Genomic DNA, 17890 nt, shown 5'->3' on the forward strand with positions numbered 1-17890 from the left:
CGGTTCAGTCCGGGACCGAGGCGTCGCCCGGGTGGCTCAGGGCGACCGGCAGGCACACGGTGAAGCGCGTGTCGCCCGGGGTGGACTCGACGCGGATGTCGCCGTGGTGCTTGTTGACCACGATGCGGTACGAGATGTCGAGGCCCAGCCCGGTACCCTCGCCGACCGGTTTAGTGGTGAAGAACGGCTCGAAGATCCGCGGCCGGATCTCGTCGGGGATGCCCGCTCCGGTGTCGCCGATCTCGACCAGCAGCCGTTCCGTGCCGTCCCACTGGGTGCGGATGCTGAGGGTGCCCGAACCGGCCATGGCGTCCAGCGAGTTGACGATCAGATTGGTCCACACCTGGTTGAGCTCCGCGCCGTAGGCCTGGATCTGCGGCAGCGTGCGGTCGTACTCCTTGACCACCCGCACCCCGCCGGGGATCTTCGCGTGGAGCATCGTCAGCGTCGCGTCCAGCAGCGCGTGCACGTCCACGGTCTGCTGCGGGGCGCGGTCCAGCTGCGAGTACTGCTTCGCGGCGCCGACCAGCCCGGAGATCCGGGTGACGGCGTCGTCGATCTCGCCCATGAGCAGTTCGGTGTCGAGGGTGTACGACAGCCAGCGCACGGACGCCTCCAGGCGGTCCTCGCCGACCGTCTCCACCACGGTGCCGAGCCACTCGACGTCCACGCCGCCCGCGATCAGCGTCGGGGCGAGCTCCCAGGAGCCGTTGACGCCGTGGTCCTCCAGCCAGTCCGTCAGCTCGTCCTCCGCGTCCGAGGCCTGCAGCGCCGACAACTCCGGTGCCGAGGCGAGGCGCTTGATCGCGGCGTCCTGGAGCTCGACCAGTTCGTGCAGCTGCCGGGTGTCGAGCCGACCGTCCGCGATGAGGGCGAGCTTGTGCCGCATGCCGGCGACCCGGTCGCGCAGCGCGGAGGTCGCCCGTACCGCGGCCGCGGCCGGGTTGTTCAGCTCGTGCGTCAGGCCCGCGGAGAGGGAGCCGAGCGCCAGCAGCCGTTCGCGTTCGCCCATGATCGTGTTCTGCTGGCGTACGCCGAAGAACAGCCCCTCCAGCAGGTGCACGGCCATCGGGAACCACCGGTGCATCGCCCCGGCGAACTCGCCGGCCGGGACCACGAAGAACTCGCAGTCGGTGATCGCCCGCAGCGAGTTGGGGTAGACCTGCTCCACCCGGTCGCCGAGGTACGCCTGCGTAGCGCCCGCGTACACCCCGCGCTGGTCGGTGCGGTTGACCTCCACCTGGTCGCCGTGGAGCAGCCTGGTCATCGCCACGGTGCCGCTCAGCAGGATGTAGAAGCAGGTGGCGGGCTCGCCCTCGCAGTAGACGTCGCTGCCGGCGGGCGTCCGCTCCACGGAGCCCTGTTCGGCGAGCCAGGCGAGTTGCTTGTCCCCGAGCGCCTCGAACAGGAACAGGGTCTTCAGCTGCTCCGGTCCGAGCCGGTCCGGCGTGGTGGTCACTGCGCCTCCAGATAACGGTGCACGAGCGATACGGCCATCGCGCCCTCGCCCACGGCCGACGCCACCCGCTTGACGGACTCCGCGCGGACGTCGCCCGCCGCGAAGACCCCGGGCACGCTGGCTTCCAGGTGGTACGGGTCGCGGGGGAGCGGCCAGCGGCCCGGCCGCCGCCCGCCGGTCAGCAGATCGGGGCCGGTCAGGACAAAGCCGCGCGCGTCGCGCTCCACGACACCCTCCAGCCAGTCCGTGCGCGGCTCCGCGCCGATGAAGACGAACAGCCACTCCGCGTCCACGGTCGTCACCGCGCCCGTCTTCGCGTCCCGCAGCAGCAACTGTTCCAGGTGGTCGCCGCCCTTGCCGCCGACCACCTCGGTGCAGGGGTGCACGTCGATGGTGTCGATCGCGGCGATCTGGTCGATCAGGTAGCGCGACATCGAACGGCCCAGGTCGGCACCGCGGATCAGCAGGTGCACGCGGCGGGCGTTGCGCGAGAAGTACACGGCGGCCTGCCCAGCCGAGTTGGCGCCGCCCACGATGTAGACGTCCTGGCCGGCGCAGTTCATGGCCTCGGTCATGGCCGAGCCGTAGAAGACGCCGGCGCCGGTGAACTCGGCGAGCCCCGGCGCGTCCAGCCTGCGGTACGCCACGCCGGTGGCGAGCACCACGGTGTGCGCCGTGATCGCCGAGCCGTCCCCGAAGGACAGCACCCGTCCGGCACCCGCCGCCTCCAGCCCCGTCACCTCGCGGGTGCTCAGGATCTCCGCGCCGAACTTCAGCGCCTGCCGGCGCGCCCGGTCGGTGAGCTGGGCGCCGGAGACACCGTCCGGGAAGCCCAGGTAGTTCTCGATCCGGCTGCTCTGGCCGGCCTGCCCGCCCGTGGCCCTGCGCTCCACGAGCACCGTGCGCAGGCCCTCGGACGCGCCGTACACGGCGGCGCCGAGGCCGGCCGGGCCGCCGCCGACCACCACCAGGTCGTAGAAGTCGGCGGACGGCGTGGTGCTCAGGCCGACGTGCGCGGCGAGTTCGGCCTCGCTCGGCCGCACCAGCGTCGAACCGTCGTCCGTGACCACCAGCGGCACGTCGTCCGGGGTGAGGCCCGCGGCGGTGAGCAGCTGGACGGCCTCCGGGTCCTCCGAGGGCAGCCAGCGGTAGGGCACCAGGTTGCGGGTGAGGAAGTCGCGCACCTTGAACGAGGGCGCGGACCAGCGGTGCCCGACGACCCGGGTCTCGCTGGCGGTCGGGTCGGGGGTGGACAGCCAGGATTCGAGCAGCGTGTCGATCACCGGATAGAGGTTCTCCTCCGGCGGGCTCCACGGCTTGAGCAAGTAGTGGTCCAGATCGATGATGTTGATCGCGTCGATGGCCGCCGCGGTGTCCGCGTAGGCGGTCAGCAGCACGCGCCGGGCCAGCGGGAACAGGTCCATCGCGGCCTCGAGGAACTCGACGCCGTTCATCTGCGGCATGCGGTAGTCCGCCAGCATGACGGCCAGCTGCTCGCCTCGCAGCTTGATCTCGCGCAGCGCGCTCAGGGCCTCGTCGCCGGAGGTCGCACGCACCACACGGTACCGGTCCCCGTACCGGCGGCGAATGTCGCGGGCCACCGCCCGGGAGACTGCCGGGTCGTCGTCGACGGTCAGGATGGTCGGATTCGCCATGTGACCATCATTGCTCCCCGGAGCCCGCCGCGCGCCCCAAAACGAACACTCGTGCCTGGTGGGGCGATGCATCACGGTCCGTGGCGCGCTGTCACGCACCGCCACGGCCGCCGCCCGCGCCGGCCACGGCCGGCGCCGCCCCGTCGGAGGGCGCCGGCGGGCCGGTCGGTCAGGCGCCGTCCGCGACCTTGATCTCCGCGATCGTGTCGTAGAAGGACAGGTGGTCCTTGATCTCCGGCACCGTGGCGATCGGCTCCGGGTAGGCCCAGGCCACGTCGGTGTGGTCGCCGAACGACCAGTACGAGGCCAGGCCCTTGAACGGGCAGGTGGTGTGGGTGTCGGTCGGCCGGAACCGCGCCAGGTCGACGTCCTCCGGCGGGATGTAGTAGCGGACCGGCAGGCCCGTCTCGTGGACGAGGAGCGGACGCCGGGTGTCGGCCACCACCTGTCCGTCGATCTCGACCGTCACGTGCTGCGTACCGGGCACCGCCGTGACGGTGTGGCCACGCGTGCTGTCGGTGGACGCCATGAGGCTCCCCTTTTCACTCGGCTCTCGTGATGGAACCCCGCTCACGGGGAACCCATTCCCCGGGGCGGTGTCCCCCGCATGCACGTATCCGCGTGACCGAAACCGCGTTCGCCCGTTGGCCCTGCAAGATCGCAGCCAAGGAGGAGCGTGAGATGAGCACCCGACGAAACCAAAAGGGCCGCAAGCACCGCACGGTCAACCGCACCCCCCGCCCCGTCGCGGCCGCCGCCCCGGTCGCCGGACGGCCCGTCGCCCGCCCGGTTTCGCCTTCCAGCGCCCCCGCGGCGGCTCCCGCGCGCGGTCCGGCGCCGGTGGAGGCGGCCGTGCCGGTGGCTCCCGCTCCACGGTCGGAGCAGAGCCCGGAACGCCGGCCGGAGCCCCAGCCCGAACCCGCGCTGCCCCGCACAGCGCTCAAGACCCTGGAACAGTTGCGTGCCGCGGGCGGCGACGGCACGACCATCGACGACCTGAGCGCCACCGTGGGGTACCAGCCGGCCACCATCGTGCGCCACATCGACACCTTGGTCGCCGCCGAGCTCGTGCACCAGCGCGACGGCCGCTGGTACGCGGTGTCCGCGGGGTGAAGCGGCCGCCGCCGCTCAGCAGGTGGCGGGCCTGACGTCCCGGTCCCGCGGCACCACCGAGAGGCGGCCGCCCCGGCGGCGGCAGGTCCGGCCGAAGCCGGCCGCGGTGCGGGCGACGACCAGGACGCGGTTCGCGTACGCGGCGGCGTGGTCGCCGCACTCCTCGGCGACGTCGAAGCCGACATCGGCGCGCCGGGGGAGGAGTTCGGCGGTGTTCTTCTGCGCGACGGCGAGTCCCGCCGCGTGCGCCCGTGCCACCAGGAGCCGGGCGTACGCGGCGTTCTGAGCGGGGGTCAGCGGGCCCCGGGAGCGCTCGAAGGAGTCGAGGTTGTCCGGTTCGGCGGCCTGGAAACCGCGCGCGACGCGGTGCGCCGGGCGGGTGTCGAGATGTCGAACAGCACCTCGTCCCACTCCTCGTCGACGACCGGGGCGCCCCCGCCGGGGCGTTGGCCGGTGCCGCATCCGGCGGCCAGTACCACCGCGGTCAGCAGAGCCGCCGTCCGGCGCGGCGACGGGACGGTGGGGACGGGCGGCGGACGCCGGGTCAGAGGATGCCGCTGCCGCCGCTCCAGTGCGGGCCGGTCATCCAGAGCAGTGCCACGAGGGTGTCGATCGCCCCCAGGACCACGGCGACGAGCGGCAGCAGCGGCTTGGCGCCCCGCCAAGTGCGGCCCATGGCGAGCCAGCCGCAGATCACGGCGGCCGGGCCGAGCAGGATGCCGAGGACGAAGAAGCCGGCGACGGCGCATATCAGACCGATGACGCCGAGCGTGCCGCGGTCGGTGCGGGTGCTCGTCCGGGGGCTGTGGGGCATGGTTCGCTTCCTCCGTGGTGGGCGCTCGACGGTGCGGGCGCGCGTTCGTTCGGAATCCGGTTACCCCGCTCGACGGCCGCTTACTGATCGTTTCACGATGAGTCGCGCTGCGGAATGTGCACCCGGCGATCCCTGATCGACCGAATCGGGTTCACGTGCCGAGGGTGTAACGGACCTCGGTGCGGGCGACGGTGAATCCGGCCCGCTCGTACAGACGGTGTCCGCCGGCCGGGCTGTCGGCGTCCACCTCGATGCTCGCCCGGTCGAAGCCTTCGTCCTGTGCGGAGCGCAGCGCGTGGCGGACGAGTGCGCCGGCGACGCCTCGCTTGCGGTATGCGCGGCGGGTCGCGAGGGTCATGATGTGCGCGTCACGGACGCCGGTCGCCTCGGTGTCCGCGTCCCACGAAAAGGTCAGCAGCATGCCGACAGCGGTGCCGTTGTCCGCATCGCGCAGCAGGAAGCTGATGCCGGGACGGAAGGCCCGCCAGCCGAGCGACGCGCGCCACTGGTCCTCCGACGTCGGGATCGCGGCCCAGCGGTCGAGGTAGGCGTCGTTCCTGACGGCGAGGAAATCGGCGTCGTTGTCCGCGCAATAGCCCTCGAGGACGAGGCCGTCGGGCGTCGGCACGTCGGCGACGGCGGCTCCGAGCGGATGCCGCAGGTGCGAGTACCAGCGCACGGGCGTCATGCCCGCGGCCTGGTAGCAGGCGAGCGCGCCGGCGTTGCGCGCGTTGTTCTGGACGTCGACGGCAAGCGGCAGGACGGGGTGATGGATCGCATGCAGCGCCTTCGCACTCGCGATCCCGGCGGACAGCAGCTCCGCGCCGAGTCCCCGGCGCCGGTGGTCCGGGTGCACGCCTCCGCTGACCGTCACCCGGTGGATCCCTTCGGCGAGCGGCCTGTGCGCCGCGGAGGAGTAGCCGACCATGGTGTCGCCGTCGAAGACACCGACCGTGCCGCGGTCGAGGTCGAGCAGCGGGGCGTTGATCTGGTCGGCGGCATCCTCCTCGGAGTAGTACTCACCGAAAGTGTCGACTGCCTCGATGGCGTTGAGCAGCTCGGCCAGGGTGGCGGCGTCCGCCGGGGCGATCGGACGGCGGGTGAGATGCGCGAGGTCAACGGTCATGGGCCGACCCTAGGGGGCACTGGATCACGATGTCGTCCCGGTTTCCGTCACCGCCGCCCGCGCCCGCGGGCGGCGAAGTGGTCGGGGAGGCGGGCGTGCCCGCGGGCGGAGGAGCGCGCCCGCGGGCTCCGGCCCGCCGCGCCTCAGCCGCCGAACAACTGCTTGAGTTTGAGGGCCAGTTCGTAGACCCCGTAGGCGAAGGGCGCGCCCACCCACAGCCAGGCGAGCGCCATCAGGGGACGGCGGTCCGGCGTTTCCGTACCGGCCGGCGTGGACGGTTCGGTCATCGGACGGCTCCTTCCGACTCGGGCCCGGCCGCCTCGACGGCCGGTGTCTGCGACGGGCCGTCGTGGTGACGGGCGTTGACGGGACGTACGAGTTCGTTGGCGACGAAGCCGATGACCAGCAGGACCATCATGATGACGAAGGACGTCGTGTAGAGGTCCGGGCCGGTGCGCCCGGCCGACTTCTCGTGGTCGGCGATCGCGTTCACGATCAGCGGCCCGAGCACGCCGGCGGTGGACCACGCGGTGAGCAGCCGCCCGTGGATGGCGCCGACCTGGTACGTGCCGAAGAGGTCCTTCAGGTAGGCCGGGATCGTCGCGAACCCGCCCCCGTAGAAGGACAGGATGACCGCGGCCGCCAGGATGAACAGCGGCTTGGACGAGTCGCCGACGAGCGCGATCAGCAGATAGAGCAGGGCGCCCACGCCGAGGTACACGCGGTAGATGTTCTTTCGCCCGACGAGGTCGGAGGTGGCCGACCAGGTGATCCGGCCGAGCATGTTGCCGAGCGACAGGACGCCGACGAAGCCCGCGGCGGCCGTGGCCGCGACCGGCGTCGAGGTGTCCGCGAAGAAGTCGGTGATCATCGGCGCGGCCTTCTCCAGGATGCCGATGCCCGCCGTCACGTTCATGCAGAGCACGACCCACAGGCACCAGAACTGCGGCGTGCGCAGCGCCGTGCGGGCCGACACCTGGGCGGTCGTGACCAGGGGGCGCGCCGACTCGGTGGCGGGGGGCAGGCCGGACGGCTTCCAGTCGTCGGCCGGTACACGTACCAGCAGCACGCCGAACGACATGAAGACGGCGTAGACCAGGCCCATCACCAGGAAGGTCTGGGCGATGCCGGACGTGTCGGTGCCGAAGGACGACAACATCTGGGTCGACCAGGGCGACGCGATCAGGGCGCCGCCGCCGAAGCCCATGATGGCGATGCCGGTGGCCAGTCCGGGGCGGTCGGGGAACCACTTGATGAGGGTGGAGACCGGGGATATGTAGCCGATGCCGAGGCCGATCCCGCCGACGAAGCCGTACCCGAGCACGATCAGCCAGTACTGGCTGGTCGCGGCGCCGAGCGCGGAGATGAGGAAGCCGGAGGAGAAGCAGAGCGCGGACACGCACATCGCCCAGCGCGGGCCGTTGCGCTCGACGAGGGTGCCGCCGAAGGCCGCGGACAGCCCCAGCATGACGATCGCCAGCTGGAAGGGGAGCGCCGACTGCGTGCCGCTGAGGTGGAGGGCGCCCTCCAGCGGTGGCTTGAACACGCTCCAGGCGTAGGCCTGGCCGATCGCGAGGTGGATGGAGAGCGCCGCGGGCGGCACGAGCCACCGGCTCCAGCCGGGCGGGGCTGTGGTGCGGGCGCGACTGAGCACAGCGGGTACAGCGGTTAATGCTGGCGGGGCCATGACATACCTCCCTGGCGACACGTGGCCCCGTGGACCGTACAACTTTCACTCATCGCTGGGTAGGGCCTTTTCCGAAGTGCCCGTCGCCGATACGGAAGTGACGGGGGAGGCGGAGGTGGCGTGAGGGGTCCGCTCGCGTGCGTCATCCATTTGGCTCCTCCCGGATTTGGACCCCGGGGAGTCTTCCTACGATGGCCGAAGTGGCGTTTCCGAAGATGCGTCCGCCGAGCACCCGGCGGACGCGACGTGCCGCAGTGACCGACGGCAGCCCGAATGTCAGGACCAGCCATGACCCACGCAGCCACCCCCGGTGACTCGGCGGCCGCCGTCGCCGAGGGGCGACCGGAGTTCCGCGTCGACCCGCACCCGGTGTACGCCGCGCTGCGGCAGGCCGCACCGGTGTGCCCGATGCGGCCCCCGCACGGTGTGGAGACGTACCTGATCACCCGGTACGACGACGCCCGCGCGGCACTGGCCGACCCGCGGCTGAGCAAGGACATGTACGGCGCGATGGACGCCTACCAGCGGATCTTCGGGGACTCCTCCGTCGCGCTCGACGACAACATGCTCTTCTCCGACCCGCCCAAGCACACCCGCCTGCGCCGGATCGTCAACAGCGCCTTCACCCCGCGCCGCGTGGCGGCGCTGCGCCCCCGCATCCAGCGCATCGCCGACGAACTGCTGGACCGGTGCCCGGCACGGGAGCCCGTCGACCTGCTTCCGCGGTTCGCCTTCCCGCTGCCGCTCAACGTGATCTGCGAACTGCTCGGCGTCCCCGAGTCCGAGCGCGAGCAGGCCCGGCACTGGTCGGCCACCGTCGCGCAGACCGGCTTCGGCCCCGAGGCCAGGAAGGCGCTGGAGGAGGCCGAGGGGGCGCTGCGCGACTACCTGGTGGAGCTGGTCGCGCGCAAGCGCGCGCACCCGGGCGAGGACCTGATGAGCGCGCTGGTCCGGGCGCAGGACGAGGGCGGGGCGCTGACCGACCACGAACTCGTCTCGACGGCCTGGGTGCTGCTCTTCGCCGGACACAAGACGACCGCCTACCTGATCGGCAACGCCGTCCACCACCTGCTGGCCCACCCGGACCAGTCGGCCGCGGTCCTGCGCGACCCGGAGCTCTGGCCGCGGGCCGTCGAGGAAGTGCTGCGCTTCGAGGGCTCGGTGGAGAACGCCACGTTCCGCTACGCCGCCGAGGACGTGGAGATCCGCGGCACCCTCGTCCCCAAGGGGGCGCTCGTGCAGATCGCGCTCGCCTCCGCGAACCGCGACCCCGCGGCCTTCGGGGAACCCGACCGCTTCGCCGTCACCCGCGCCGACGCCGGCTCCCACCTGGCGTTCGGGCACGGGCCGCACTACTGCGTCGGGGCTCCGCTGGCCCGGCTGGAGACGCGGATCGCCCTGGCCACGCTCTTCGGCCGCTTCCCGCACGTCGCGCCCGTCACGCCGCCGCAGGAGGCGCGCTGGCTGGCCGTGCCCTTCCCCGCGTTCCGCGGACTGGCGGAACTCCCCGTGACGCTCGACCCCTCACCGCTCCCCGACGACAGGAACAGCCGTGATTGAGCTCGCCGACGTCGACGAGACGTCCCCCTACCCCAAGCAGCTGCTGGAGGAGACCGGGCCGGTGGTCCTGGTCAACACCATCGTGGCGCCGGACGGCAAGATGGCGGAGGTGCTGGCCGCCTGGACCGAGGACTCCGCGTACTTCAAGCGCCAGCCCGGCTTCATCTCCGCCCAGATGCACAAGGGCGTCGGGGGTAGCCGCGCGCTGATGAACATCGCGGTCTGGGAGTCCGCCGGGCATCTGCACGCGGCGCTGACCAGCCCCGAGTTCGGCGACGCCGCCGAGCGCTACCCGGACGGCACGGTGGCCCTCCCGCACCTGTACGAGCGGCTCGCGGTCCCGGGCGTCTGCGTGGCCTGACCCGCGGGACGGCACCGGCGCCGCCACGGGCGCCGGCGCGGACCGGGCCGGCCCCCCGTGCGAGGGGGCCGGCCCGGTCCTGTGGTGCGCGGGGATCACTGGTTGATGGTGTAGCTGTCCCCGTAGACCTTCCACTTCAGCGGAGGGTTGAGGTCGAAGTTGCCGTTGTTGAGGAAGACGCGCTGCTCGGTGTCGACGCGGGAGGTGTCGCTGTGCGCCTCCTCGGTCTTCATGGCCGCCTTGCGGGCGTCGAGGAAGGCGTTGATGTACGCCTTCTCGTCGCCGCCCTGCGCCGGGCTCTTGGCCTTGGACAGGGCGGTCCTGCGGATGCCGCCGAAGCTGACCTTGTCGTCGCCGGGGCCGTGCATCACTATCGCGTCGTAGTACGCGAACTGGCCGAGCGCGCGGAGCCCGTCGGCCTTGGCCTGCTGGACCGAGGGGTTGAAGTAGACCCGGTCCCGCTCGTCGTTCTGGGCCTGCTGGAAGGCCGTGTCGGCGGCGGCGGTCCGCCAGGCGCTCTCGAACCCGGAGCCGAGGCCGCTGTGCGAGTCGGTGCCGTTGACGTTGCGGAGCGCCGGGAGGTAGCGGGCGAGGACATTGCCCGGCTTGCGGTCGGTGTAGAGCTGGACCAGGTCGAGCATGTCGCCGGTGCCGGAGCAGAAGCCGATGATGCCCGCGGTGTAGCCGCGTCCGTCGCCGATGTCCTCGATGTACTTGTACTGGGCCTTCCAGTCCAGCGAGGAGTTCTCGGCGCTGGACACCAGCTGCATCGCGATGTCCTTCTTGTGGGGGTCGTCGAGGCCGGTCGCCGCGACCTTGGCCGCCGCGGCGGCGTGCGCGGTCGCGGGAGCGGTGGCGGGGGCGGGAGCGGCGGACGCGAGCGAGCCGACGCCCACGGCGAGCACGCCCGCCGAGAGGGCGGCGGTCGCGCCGAGCGCCAGGCGCCTGCCGTTGAGAGTGCGTGCATGACGGTGTGGGGGGATCTGCACGGGGGTCTCCGAAGGGTCAGAAGTTAGGAAACCTTCCTAACAGCGCCACATTGAAGCATCGCTTCCTTCGAACGCCAAGAGGATGGAACAAAAACGCGGCATGCCATCTGTGCGACGCCGTACGGCAGTTGAGCCCGCAGCCGGGCGTCCGGGGCATCCGGGCCGCCGGGATCCGCGCTGGTCAGCCCGCCGCCCGCATGCGCGGCGCGCCGCCCGGATGCAGGCTGGAGCGATAGAGCCGGAGGAGGTGGTGCCCGTGCCCGACGGGATGCCTCCCGGGCTGCCGTATCCGGACAGCGGCGGGACGGCCGGTGGTGCGCTGCTCTCCCTCGCCCTGGCCTCGATGATGGACGACGTCCACGCCCACGCCGGCGCGGTCTACTTGCTCGCGCCCGACGCGCCGGTCCTGGAGATGGCGGTCGGCGCGGGACTGCCGCGCGCCTTCGCCGCGCCGTGGGAACGTGTGGGGCTCGCCTCGCGGCTTCCCGTGGCCGACGCCCTGCGCGAGCGCCGCCTGGTCTGGATCGGCGGTGAGAGCGAGATGGCGCGCGTCTACCCGCGGATCGCGCTGGTGCTGCCGTACCCGTACACCATGGCGGCGCTGCCGGTCGCCACCGACGAGACCCCCTACGGCGCGGTCTTCCTCGTTCTGGCCGCTTCGCACCCGCCGGAACTCGGCGGGCTGGAACGCGACCTGCTCACCTCGGCCTGCCGGCGGCTGGCCCTGCGCCTGGAGCGCGAGGCCGTGGCCGGGCGGCCGGTGCGCCGCGAGCCCGGCACCGCGGAGGCAGCCGAGGCCGCCCCGCGCACCGCCGCGTCACCCCTCGTCCATGCCGAGCACATGGTCGCCCGGCTGCCGGACGGGCTGTGCGCGCTCGACGTCCACGGCCGTGTCACCTACGCCAACACCGCCGCCGCGACCCTCCTCGGCGTGCCCGTCAAGGCGCTGGTCAGCGCCCGGTTGTGGACCGCGATGCCGTGGCTCAACGACCCGGCGTACGAGGACCGCTTCCGCGGTGCGCTGATCAGCCAGCGGGCCATGTCGTTCGTCGCCCTGCGCCCACCGAACGACTGGCTCCGCTTCTGCCTGCACCCCGGCACCGACGGCGTCACCGTGCGGGTCGCGCCCGCCCCGACCGCCTCGGCCGGCGCGCCCGCCGTCGACAGCCACCACAACGACCACAGTCACCACGATGAGCACAGTGCGCACAGTGCGGACGGCGGCCACGGAGGATCCCCGGAGCCCGGACCGCGTGGCGCGGCGCGGCTGGTGACCATCTCCCATGTGCTGAACCTCGCGGTCGCGCTGACCCGGGCGGCCGGAGTGCAGGACGTCGTGGACCTGCTGGCGGGCGAGATCATGCCCGCCATCGGCGGCAGGACGGTCGCCCTGCTGGCCTCGGAGGGCGGACGGATGCGGGTGCTGGGACACCGCGGCTACCCGGACCCGCGGATGCTCGACCACTTCGAGGGGCTGCCGCTGTCCGCGCCGACCGCGAGTGTGCAGGTGCTGGTGCGCGGGACGCCGTCCTTCGTGGAGTCGGCGGAGCGGCTGGCGCAGCTCTACCCGGACCGGCCGGCCGTCAGCGACGGCATGGCCTCGTGGGCGTTCCTGCCGCTGATCGCCTCGGGGCGGGCGGTGGGCTCCTGCGTGCTGGGCTACCCAGAGCCGCACACCTTCTCCGCCGACGAGCGCGCCGTACTGACCGCGCTCGGCGGCCTGATCGCGCAGGCGGCCGAGCGCGCGCGGCTGTACGACATCAAGCACCGCCTCGCCCACGGGCTGCAGGCCGCCCTGCTGCCGCACACCCTCCCCTCGCCGCACGGCCTGGAGGTCGCGGCCCGCTACCTGCCGGGCACCGAGGGCATGGACATCGGGGGCGACTTCTACGACATGACCCGCGTCGGCGACCGGGTGGCCGCGGTCGTCGGCGACGTCGAGGGACACAACGTCAAGGCGGCAGGGCTGATGGGCCAGGTGCGCACCGCGGTACGGGCCTACAGCGCGGCCGGTCAGTCGCCCGGCCAGGTCATGGAGTCCACCAACCGGCTGCTGGTCGACCTGGACGCGGGGCTGTTCGCGAGCTGTGTGCACCTCCACCTGGACATACCCGGACGGCGCGCCCTCGTGGCCCGGGCCGGACACCCGCACCCGCTGCTGCGCGAACCGGACGGCCGGGTCAGCGTGCTCGACCTCGCCGGCGGGCCGCTGCTGGGGGTGGAGTCCGACGCGTGCTACCCCACCACCGAGGTCCCCTTCCCGCCGGGCTCGGTGCTCGCCCTCTACACCGACGGCCTGGTCGAGGCGCCGGGCACCGACATCGACGACGCGCTCGCCGACCTCGCCGAGCACCTCGCCCTCACCGGGCACCTGTCGCTGGAGGAGGTCGCCGACGGCCTGCTCGCGCACACCGCCGGGCTGCGCGGCCGGACGGACGACGTCGTCCTGCTCCTGCTGCGCGCGCGAGCGCCCGTCGTGTGATCCGTCCCCGTCCGGACACGCGGACGGGCGCCGCGCCGTCCTGCGACGGCCCGCGGCGCCCGTTCCCGGAGCGGCGGCTCAGCCCTGGCGGGCCTTGAAGCGCGGGTCCCTCTTGTTGATCACGAAGACCCGCCCGCGGCGGCGGACGATCTGCGAGCCGGGAGCCTTCTTCAGGGAGCGCAGTGAGGCACGGACCTTCACGGTGACTCCTTCCGTTGTCGCGAGAGATACGAGCATGTCAACGCATGAGGGGTCCGGCTTCTTCCCGTCGCGGTACCCGGTGCGCAGCCGGCCGTGACGGCCGGGGCAGGATGTGCCCATGACGTCCCACCGCACCGGCCCCTTGCCGCACGTGATCAGCGCCCTGTCGCACGAGCAGGCCCTCCTCGCCCGCGGCCGCGGGCTCCAGGACCGGGTCGCGGACGTGATCACCCGCTTCGCCGGGTCGATGGGCTTCGTCTACGTGCACGTGGTCTGGTTCGCGGGCTGGATCCTCGCGAACGAGGGGGCCCTCGGCCCGGCCGCCGTCTTCGACCGGTTCCCTTTCGGGCTGCTCACGATGGTCGTCAGCCTGGAGGCGATCTTCCTGTCGACCTTCGTGATGGTGAGCCAGAACCGGCAGGCCGCGCGCGACAGCATCCGTGCGGACCTGGACTTCGAGACCAATGTGCGCTCGGAGGTCTGGTCGACGCACATAGGGCGGGCGCTCGGGCTCGACCCCGCCGAGATCGAGCGGGACGCGCAGCGGGTCATCGCCGAGTGCCGTGCCCGGATGGCCGACGAGGCCTCAAAGCCCTCCGCCTGAGTCGTCCCTGTCAGCGCCGCCGTCGCCGTTGTCGCCGCCTAGCGGGCCGGGGCTGCTGAAGTCGGGGCTGGAGAAGCCGGGGGACTCGAAGCCCGGGGAGCCGAACGCGGGCGATGCGTGGCCGGGGCCCTCCGCGTCCGGCAGTTCGGGCTCCGGCACCTCGTACTCCGGGACCTGCGGGGCCGGCGGCACATGCCCCGCCTCCTCCCCGCCCGTGGACGTGGAGAAGCCGGGGCTGGAGAAGCCGGGCCGGTGCGGGCCGTCCTTCTCCGGAGCGGGTTCCTCACGGCGGTCGGTCATCGTGCTCTCCCCTCCGCGCTCTCAGCGCCGCCGGCCGCGGTAACCGGACCAGCGGGCACCGCTGCCCAGTCCACCGAGGTGGGCGGCGACCAGCGCGAGCCCTACCAGCAGCAGGCTCGTCGGCGCGAACACCGCGTCGGTGTCCGTCCCGGTGGCGTTGATGACGAAGGCGACCGCGAAGACGACGGTCGCGATGACGGCCAACATGGCTGACTCCCCAGGGGTTTCGGGCGCCACATCGCGCCCTGTCCCTCTCCGGCTTCCCCCGGAGGACGCCTCCAGTCGGCCGGGACCGGACAGCCGGTGCTCCGCACCGTGACCGTGCCAACGCGCGCACCCTAAGATCCCGCGTTGACCGGACGATGAGCCAGCGCCGTCTCATCCCCCGCACCCACGTGCTCCCGGAGTCCCCGTATGGCGTCGCCGCACGGCCCGCTCGACCACCGCTACCGCGGTGAACACCCGATCCGCACCCTCGCCTACCTCTTCCGCCACGACCGCGGCCGGCTCACCGTGGCGGTCCTGGCCTTCATGGTCAAGCACACGCCGATCTGGCTGACCCCGCTGGTCACCGCTCAGGTCATCGACGTCATCGTGCAGCACCGCCCGCTGTCCGGCATGATGCTCGGCACCGCGGTGCTGCTGGTGATGCTCCTGCTCAACTACCCCTTCCACCTGCTCTATGTCCGCTGCTGGTACGGCAGCGCGCGGCGGACCGGCATGCGACTGCGCTCGGCGCTGTGCCAGCGGATGCAGCAGCTGTCCATCGGCTACCACGCGCGGGTCAACTCCGCGGTGCTGCAGACCAAGGTGATCCGGGACGTCGAGGCGATCGAGCAGGCCGTGCAGCAGACCGGCGACATGGGCCTGTCGGCCCTGGCCACCCTCGGCGGGGCGCTCGTCGTCATCGCCGTGCAGACCCCGTCCTTCCTGCCGGTCTTCCTGGTCGTGGTGCCCGCGACCTCCGCCCTGGTGATGTGGCTGCGCGGCCGGCTGCGCGAGTCCAACGAGTCGTTCCGCCAGGAGGTCGAGCAACTGTCGTCCCGGGTCACCGAGATGACGACCCTGATCCCCATCACGCGCGCGCACGGGCTGGAGTCCACGGCGCTGCGGCGGGTCGACGGCACGCTCAGCCAGGTGCTCACCGCCGGACTGCGACTGGACCGGCTCAACGGCCGCTTCGGCTCGCTCGCCTGGATCATCCTCAACGTCCTGGGCACGTGCTGCCTGCTCGGCTCCGCCCTGGCCGCGTACCACGGCTGGCTCGGTGTGACCCCCGGCGACGTCGTCATGCTCACCACGTACTTCTCCTCGCTCACGGCCGCCGTGACCACGCTGCTCAGCCTCACCCCGGTGGTCAGCAAGGGCCTGGAGTCGGTGCGTTCGGCCGGCGAGGTGCTCCAGGCCCCCGACCTGGAGCAGAACGCGGGCAAGACCGAGGTGGCGGCGGTCCGCGGCCGGATCGACTTCCAGGGCGTCGGCCATGTCTACGAGGACGCCGGACGCCATTCCGTACGGGACTTCACGCTCTCGGTGCGGCCCGGGGAGACCATCGCGCTGGTGGGTGCCTCGGGCGCGGGCAAGTCGACCGTGCTCAGCCTCGTCATCGGCTTCCTACGGCCGGCCGAGGGCCGCATCCTCCTCGACGGGGCCGACATGGAGTCCCTGGACCTGCGCAGTTACCGACGCTTCGTGTCGGTGGTGCCGCAGGAGTCGATCCTCTTCGAGGGCACCATCCGCGACAACGTGGCCTACGGCATGCCGGGCGTGGCGGAGGAGACCGTGCGGGAGGCGCTGCGGGCCGCCAACGCGATGGAGTTCGTGGAGCGGCTGCCCGCCGGTCTCGACACGATCGTCGGGGAGCGCGGGGCCCGTCTGTCGGGCGGGCAGAAGCAGCGGCTGGCGATCGCCCGCGCCCTCATCCGGGACCCCCGTGTCCTCGTGCTGGACGAGGCGACCTCGGCCCTCGACTCACGGTCCGAGGCACTGGTGCAGCAGGCCCTGGAGCGGCTGGTGCGCAACAGGACGGTGTTCGTCGTCGCGCACCGGCTGTCCACGATCAGGAACGCCGACCGGATCGTCGTCATGGAGGACGGCCGGATCACCGAGACCGGGACGCACGACCAACTGCTGCGCTCAGGCGGCTCGTACGCGGCGCTGCGCAGCGCCCAGACGGCCTGAGGCGGCGGCGGGCACCGGCCTGGTGCCCGCCGCCGCCTCAGGGCGGTCCGCCGGGGATCAGCGGTGGTGGTGGTGCTTGGCGAACGAGTGGTGGCGGTGGTTGTCGCGCTGGTGGCGGTGACCGTGCCACTTCGGCAGGTGGCGCAGGTGGTGACGGGCGTGGTGCCCGTGCCGCCCGTGGCCGTCGTGCGAGGAGTGCGAGGCGTGCGTGCCGGCCAGTTCCGGGGTGGTGGCACCGGCGGAGGCGGCACCGCCCAGGACGACGACGACGGCCACGCCGACCGCGGTGGCGAAGCGGGGAAGACGCATGGTGACCTCCTGTCTCAGCGGGTGCCGGGGCATCCGCGGGGTTGGACAGGGCAAGCCTCGGCCCCCGCGACCCGGTGGCCGTGGCGGCGCGCCCGATATGGCACTCAATTTGCTGGAACAAGGGGATTTCTGGAACCGATGACTGTCGGCCACTCGTGGCCTTCCGCTCCCGGGCCGGGGCCGGTTTCCGTCCCGAGGGGCGGGGCAGACGCGGTTGTGGCGGGCGTCGCCCTCCGTGATCCCGTCCGGAGCCGGGCGCGCCGGTGTCACCGCGGGCGGTAGGCCGTGACGCAGCGTGCCCGCACGGGGCTGAGGTTGTTCGTGTATGTACTATTCAAGTGGGTATGTCGACATTCGAGAGGAACCGAGGAGGCACCGGACCGTGGACAACAGGAACGGCCACCCCATCAGTACCCGAATACCGCGTGACCAGCAGATACGCACCTGCCGGCCGGCCGTTGTGAAGACCGGCAAGCGCGCCGACACCTTGGAGCGGGACCAGGAGAACAGCACGGACTGGAACATCGTCCGCGGCGAGGACTGAGCCTCGCCCCCTTGAGCCGGCCGTGACCGTCTATCCGGCCGACCAGACGATGCGCGGCGGCCGCACGGCGGCGCACAGAGGGTGACCTCCGCCGTCGGTGAGGCCGAGGCTGCCCACCAGCAGGCCCGACCCGGCCGCCGCCGCCAGCACCTCCGGGTCGACGGCGCCCAGCATCAGCTTGGCCCGGCGGAACATCGTGAAGCCGCCCGCGGCTTCCACCGCACCCCACGACAGATAGACGAACCGCCCACCGGGCCCACCCTGCACATAGGGACCCTTGACGTCCGTGCCCCCGGCTGCCGGGGCGGCGACGCAGTCGAGCGTCCACGTGACCGTCGCGGCGTCCGCCGGCTGGAGGTCCAGCAGCTCCCCGGGGCGGTTGCGGCGCTGGACGGCGACATGGACGTCCGTGTACACCGAGCCCTCCGGGCCGCACCTCTGCGTGCGCCCGGGCAGGTCGTGGCCCTCGATCCGGATCCGCACGGCGCCGCTACCCCGCCACCGG

Annotated in this window: 21 protein-coding genes; 7 read left to right on the forward strand and 14 right to left on the reverse strand. The window is 72.4% G+C overall.

Features of this window, described 5'->3' with window-relative positions; all coding sequences use genetic code 11:
* Positions 1 to 4: 4 nt before the first annotated feature.
* From ABZ883_RS27590 to ABZ883_RS27600, 3 genes are all read right to left on the reverse strand, one after another.
* A complete protein-coding gene (locus tag ABZ883_RS27590; protein ID WP_360910652.1) occupies positions 5 to 1459 on the reverse strand; it encodes an ATP-binding protein in 1455 nt (484 codons plus the stop codon).
* Entirely contained in the window at positions 1456 to 3114 is a 1659-nt protein-coding gene (locus ABZ883_RS27595) for an FAD-dependent oxidoreductase (protein ID WP_360910654.1), read from the reverse strand. Before ABZ883_RS27595 ends, ABZ883_RS27590 begins: the two co-directional genes overlap by 4 nt.
* A gap of 169 nt (positions 3115 to 3283) precedes the next feature.
* The gene (locus ABZ883_RS27600; RefSeq protein WP_360910656.1) at positions 3284 to 3643 is read right to left on the reverse strand and encodes a DUF427 domain-containing protein; all 360 of its coding nucleotides are present in this window, start codon (positions 3641 to 3643) and stop codon (positions 3284 to 3286) included.
* Between the two features lie 152 nt (positions 3644 to 3795).
* Here ABZ883_RS27600 and ABZ883_RS27605 point away from each other — a divergent pair, with 152 nt between their 5' ends.
* Positions 3796 to 4227 carry a hypothetical protein gene (locus ABZ883_RS27605; RefSeq protein ID WP_360910658.1) on the forward strand — a complete coding sequence of 144 codons (432 nt, stop codon included), beginning with the start codon at positions 3796 to 3798 and terminating at the stop codon, positions 4225 to 4227.
* Positions 4228 to 4242: 15 nt separating this feature from the next.
* Here ABZ883_RS27605 and ABZ883_RS27610 read toward each other — a convergent pair whose 3' ends face one another.
* The 5 genes from ABZ883_RS27610 to ABZ883_RS27630 form a co-directional block, all read right to left on the reverse strand.
* Positions 4243 to 4638, reverse strand: a complete 396-nt coding sequence (locus ABZ883_RS27610) for an endo alpha-1,4 polygalactosaminidase (protein WP_360910659.1) — start codon at positions 4636 to 4638, stop codon at positions 4243 to 4245.
* A gap of 133 nt (positions 4639 to 4771) precedes the next feature.
* Entirely contained in the window at positions 4772 to 5041 is a 270-nt protein-coding gene (locus tag ABZ883_RS27615) for a hypothetical protein (protein ID WP_360910661.1), read from the reverse strand.
* Between the two features lie 151 nt (positions 5042 to 5192).
* Positions 5193 to 6167 (reverse strand): GNAT family N-acetyltransferase, encoded by a 975-nt coding sequence (locus ABZ883_RS27620; RefSeq protein ID WP_360910663.1) that lies wholly within the window; start codon positions 6165 to 6167, stop codon positions 5193 to 5195.
* Between the two features lie 143 nt (positions 6168 to 6310).
* Complete coding sequence (locus ABZ883_RS27625; protein WP_360910665.1) at positions 6311 to 6454, reverse strand: hypothetical protein; 144 nt, start codon at positions 6452 to 6454, stop codon at positions 6311 to 6313.
* The gene (locus ABZ883_RS27630; RefSeq protein WP_360910667.1) at positions 6451 to 7854 is read right to left on the reverse strand and encodes an OFA family MFS transporter; all 1404 of its coding nucleotides are present in this window, start codon (positions 7852 to 7854) and stop codon (positions 6451 to 6453) included. Before ABZ883_RS27630 ends, ABZ883_RS27625 begins: the two co-directional genes overlap by 4 nt.
* Before the next feature lie 288 nt (positions 7855 to 8142).
* On the opposite strand from ABZ883_RS27630, the gene ABZ883_RS27635 reads away from it, so the two are divergent.
* Together ABZ883_RS27635 and ABZ883_RS27640 are read left to right on the forward strand one after the other, a co-directional pair.
* A complete protein-coding gene (locus tag ABZ883_RS27635; protein ID WP_360910669.1) occupies positions 8143 to 9414 on the forward strand; it encodes a cytochrome P450 in 1272 nt (423 codons plus the stop codon).
* Positions 9407 to 9775 (forward strand): antibiotic biosynthesis monooxygenase family protein, encoded by a 369-nt coding sequence (locus ABZ883_RS27640; RefSeq protein ID WP_360910671.1) that lies wholly within the window; start codon positions 9407 to 9409, stop codon positions 9773 to 9775. Before ABZ883_RS27635 ends, ABZ883_RS27640 begins: the two co-directional genes overlap by 8 nt.
* Before the next feature lie 95 nt (positions 9776 to 9870).
* Here the strand turns inward: ABZ883_RS27640 and ABZ883_RS27645 are convergent, their stop codons facing one another.
* Positions 9871 to 10716 (reverse strand): chitosanase, encoded by an 846-nt coding sequence (locus ABZ883_RS27645; protein ID WP_360910736.1) that lies wholly within the window; start codon positions 10714 to 10716, stop codon positions 9871 to 9873.
* 316 nt (positions 10717 to 11032) lie between these two features.
* On the opposite strand from ABZ883_RS27645, the gene ABZ883_RS27650 reads away from it, so the two are divergent.
* Entirely contained in the window at positions 11033 to 13246 is a 2214-nt protein-coding gene (locus ABZ883_RS27650; RefSeq protein WP_360910738.1) for a SpoIIE family protein phosphatase, read from the forward strand.
* A 78-nt stretch (positions 13247 to 13324) separates the two neighbouring features.
* Here ABZ883_RS27650 and ykgO read toward each other — a convergent pair whose 3' ends face one another.
* Positions 13325 to 13447: a type B 50S ribosomal protein L36 gene (gene ykgO / locus ABZ883_RS27655; RefSeq protein WP_319665974.1), complete on the reverse strand. Its 123-nt coding sequence runs from the start codon at positions 13445 to 13447 to the stop codon at positions 13325 to 13327.
* Positions 13448 to 13565: 118 nt separating this feature from the next.
* Between ykgO and ABZ883_RS27660 the strand changes: the two genes are divergently transcribed.
* On the forward strand, positions 13566 to 14051 hold the full coding sequence (locus ABZ883_RS27660) for a DUF1003 domain-containing protein (RefSeq protein WP_360910673.1): 486 nt from the start codon (positions 13566 to 13568) through the stop codon (positions 14049 to 14051).
* Here ABZ883_RS27660 and ABZ883_RS27665 read toward each other — a convergent pair.
* Entirely contained in the window at positions 14034 to 14351 is a 318-nt protein-coding gene (locus ABZ883_RS27665; protein WP_360910675.1) for a hypothetical protein, read from the reverse strand. The two genes, ABZ883_RS27660 and ABZ883_RS27665, sit on opposite strands and share 18 nt — an antisense overlap.
* Positions 14352 to 14372: 21 nt before the next feature.
* A complete protein-coding gene (locus ABZ883_RS27670) occupies positions 14373 to 14558 on the reverse strand; it encodes a hypothetical protein (RefSeq protein ID WP_360910677.1) in 186 nt (61 codons plus the stop codon).
* Positions 14559 to 14765: 207 nt separating this feature from the next.
* Here ABZ883_RS27670 and ABZ883_RS27675 point away from each other — a divergent pair, with 207 nt between their 5' ends.
* Positions 14766 to 16532 carry an ABC transporter ATP-binding protein gene (locus ABZ883_RS27675; RefSeq protein WP_360910679.1) on the forward strand — a complete coding sequence of 589 codons (1767 nt, stop codon included), beginning with the start codon at positions 14766 to 14768 and terminating at the stop codon, positions 16530 to 16532.
* A 57-nt stretch (positions 16533 to 16589) separates the two neighbouring features.
* On the opposite strand, the gene ABZ883_RS27680 is transcribed toward ABZ883_RS27675, so the two are convergent.
* Positions 16590 to 16841, reverse strand: coding sequence for a hypothetical protein (locus ABZ883_RS27680; RefSeq protein WP_360910681.1), 252 nt, complete (start codon positions 16839 to 16841; stop codon positions 16590 to 16592).
* A gap of 382 nt (positions 16842 to 17223) precedes the next feature.
* Between ABZ883_RS27680 and ABZ883_RS27685 the strand changes: the two genes are divergently transcribed.
* Positions 17224 to 17385: a hypothetical protein gene (locus ABZ883_RS27685; RefSeq protein ID WP_360910683.1), complete on the forward strand. Its 162-nt coding sequence runs from the start codon at positions 17224 to 17226 to the stop codon at positions 17383 to 17385.
* A 30-nt stretch (positions 17386 to 17415) separates the two neighbouring features.
* Here the strand turns inward: ABZ883_RS27685 and ABZ883_RS27690 are convergent, their stop codons facing one another.
* Positions 17416 to 17868 carry a DUF5990 family protein gene (locus tag ABZ883_RS27690; protein WP_360910685.1) on the reverse strand — a complete coding sequence of 151 codons (453 nt, stop codon included), beginning with the start codon at positions 17866 to 17868 and terminating at the stop codon, positions 17416 to 17418.
* Between the last annotated feature and the right edge of the window lie 22 nt (positions 17869 to 17890).

This window comes from Streptomyces sp. NPDC046977 (assembly GCF_040644455.1).
GTDB lineage: Bacteria > Actinomycetota > Actinomycetes > Streptomycetales > Streptomycetaceae > Actinacidiphila.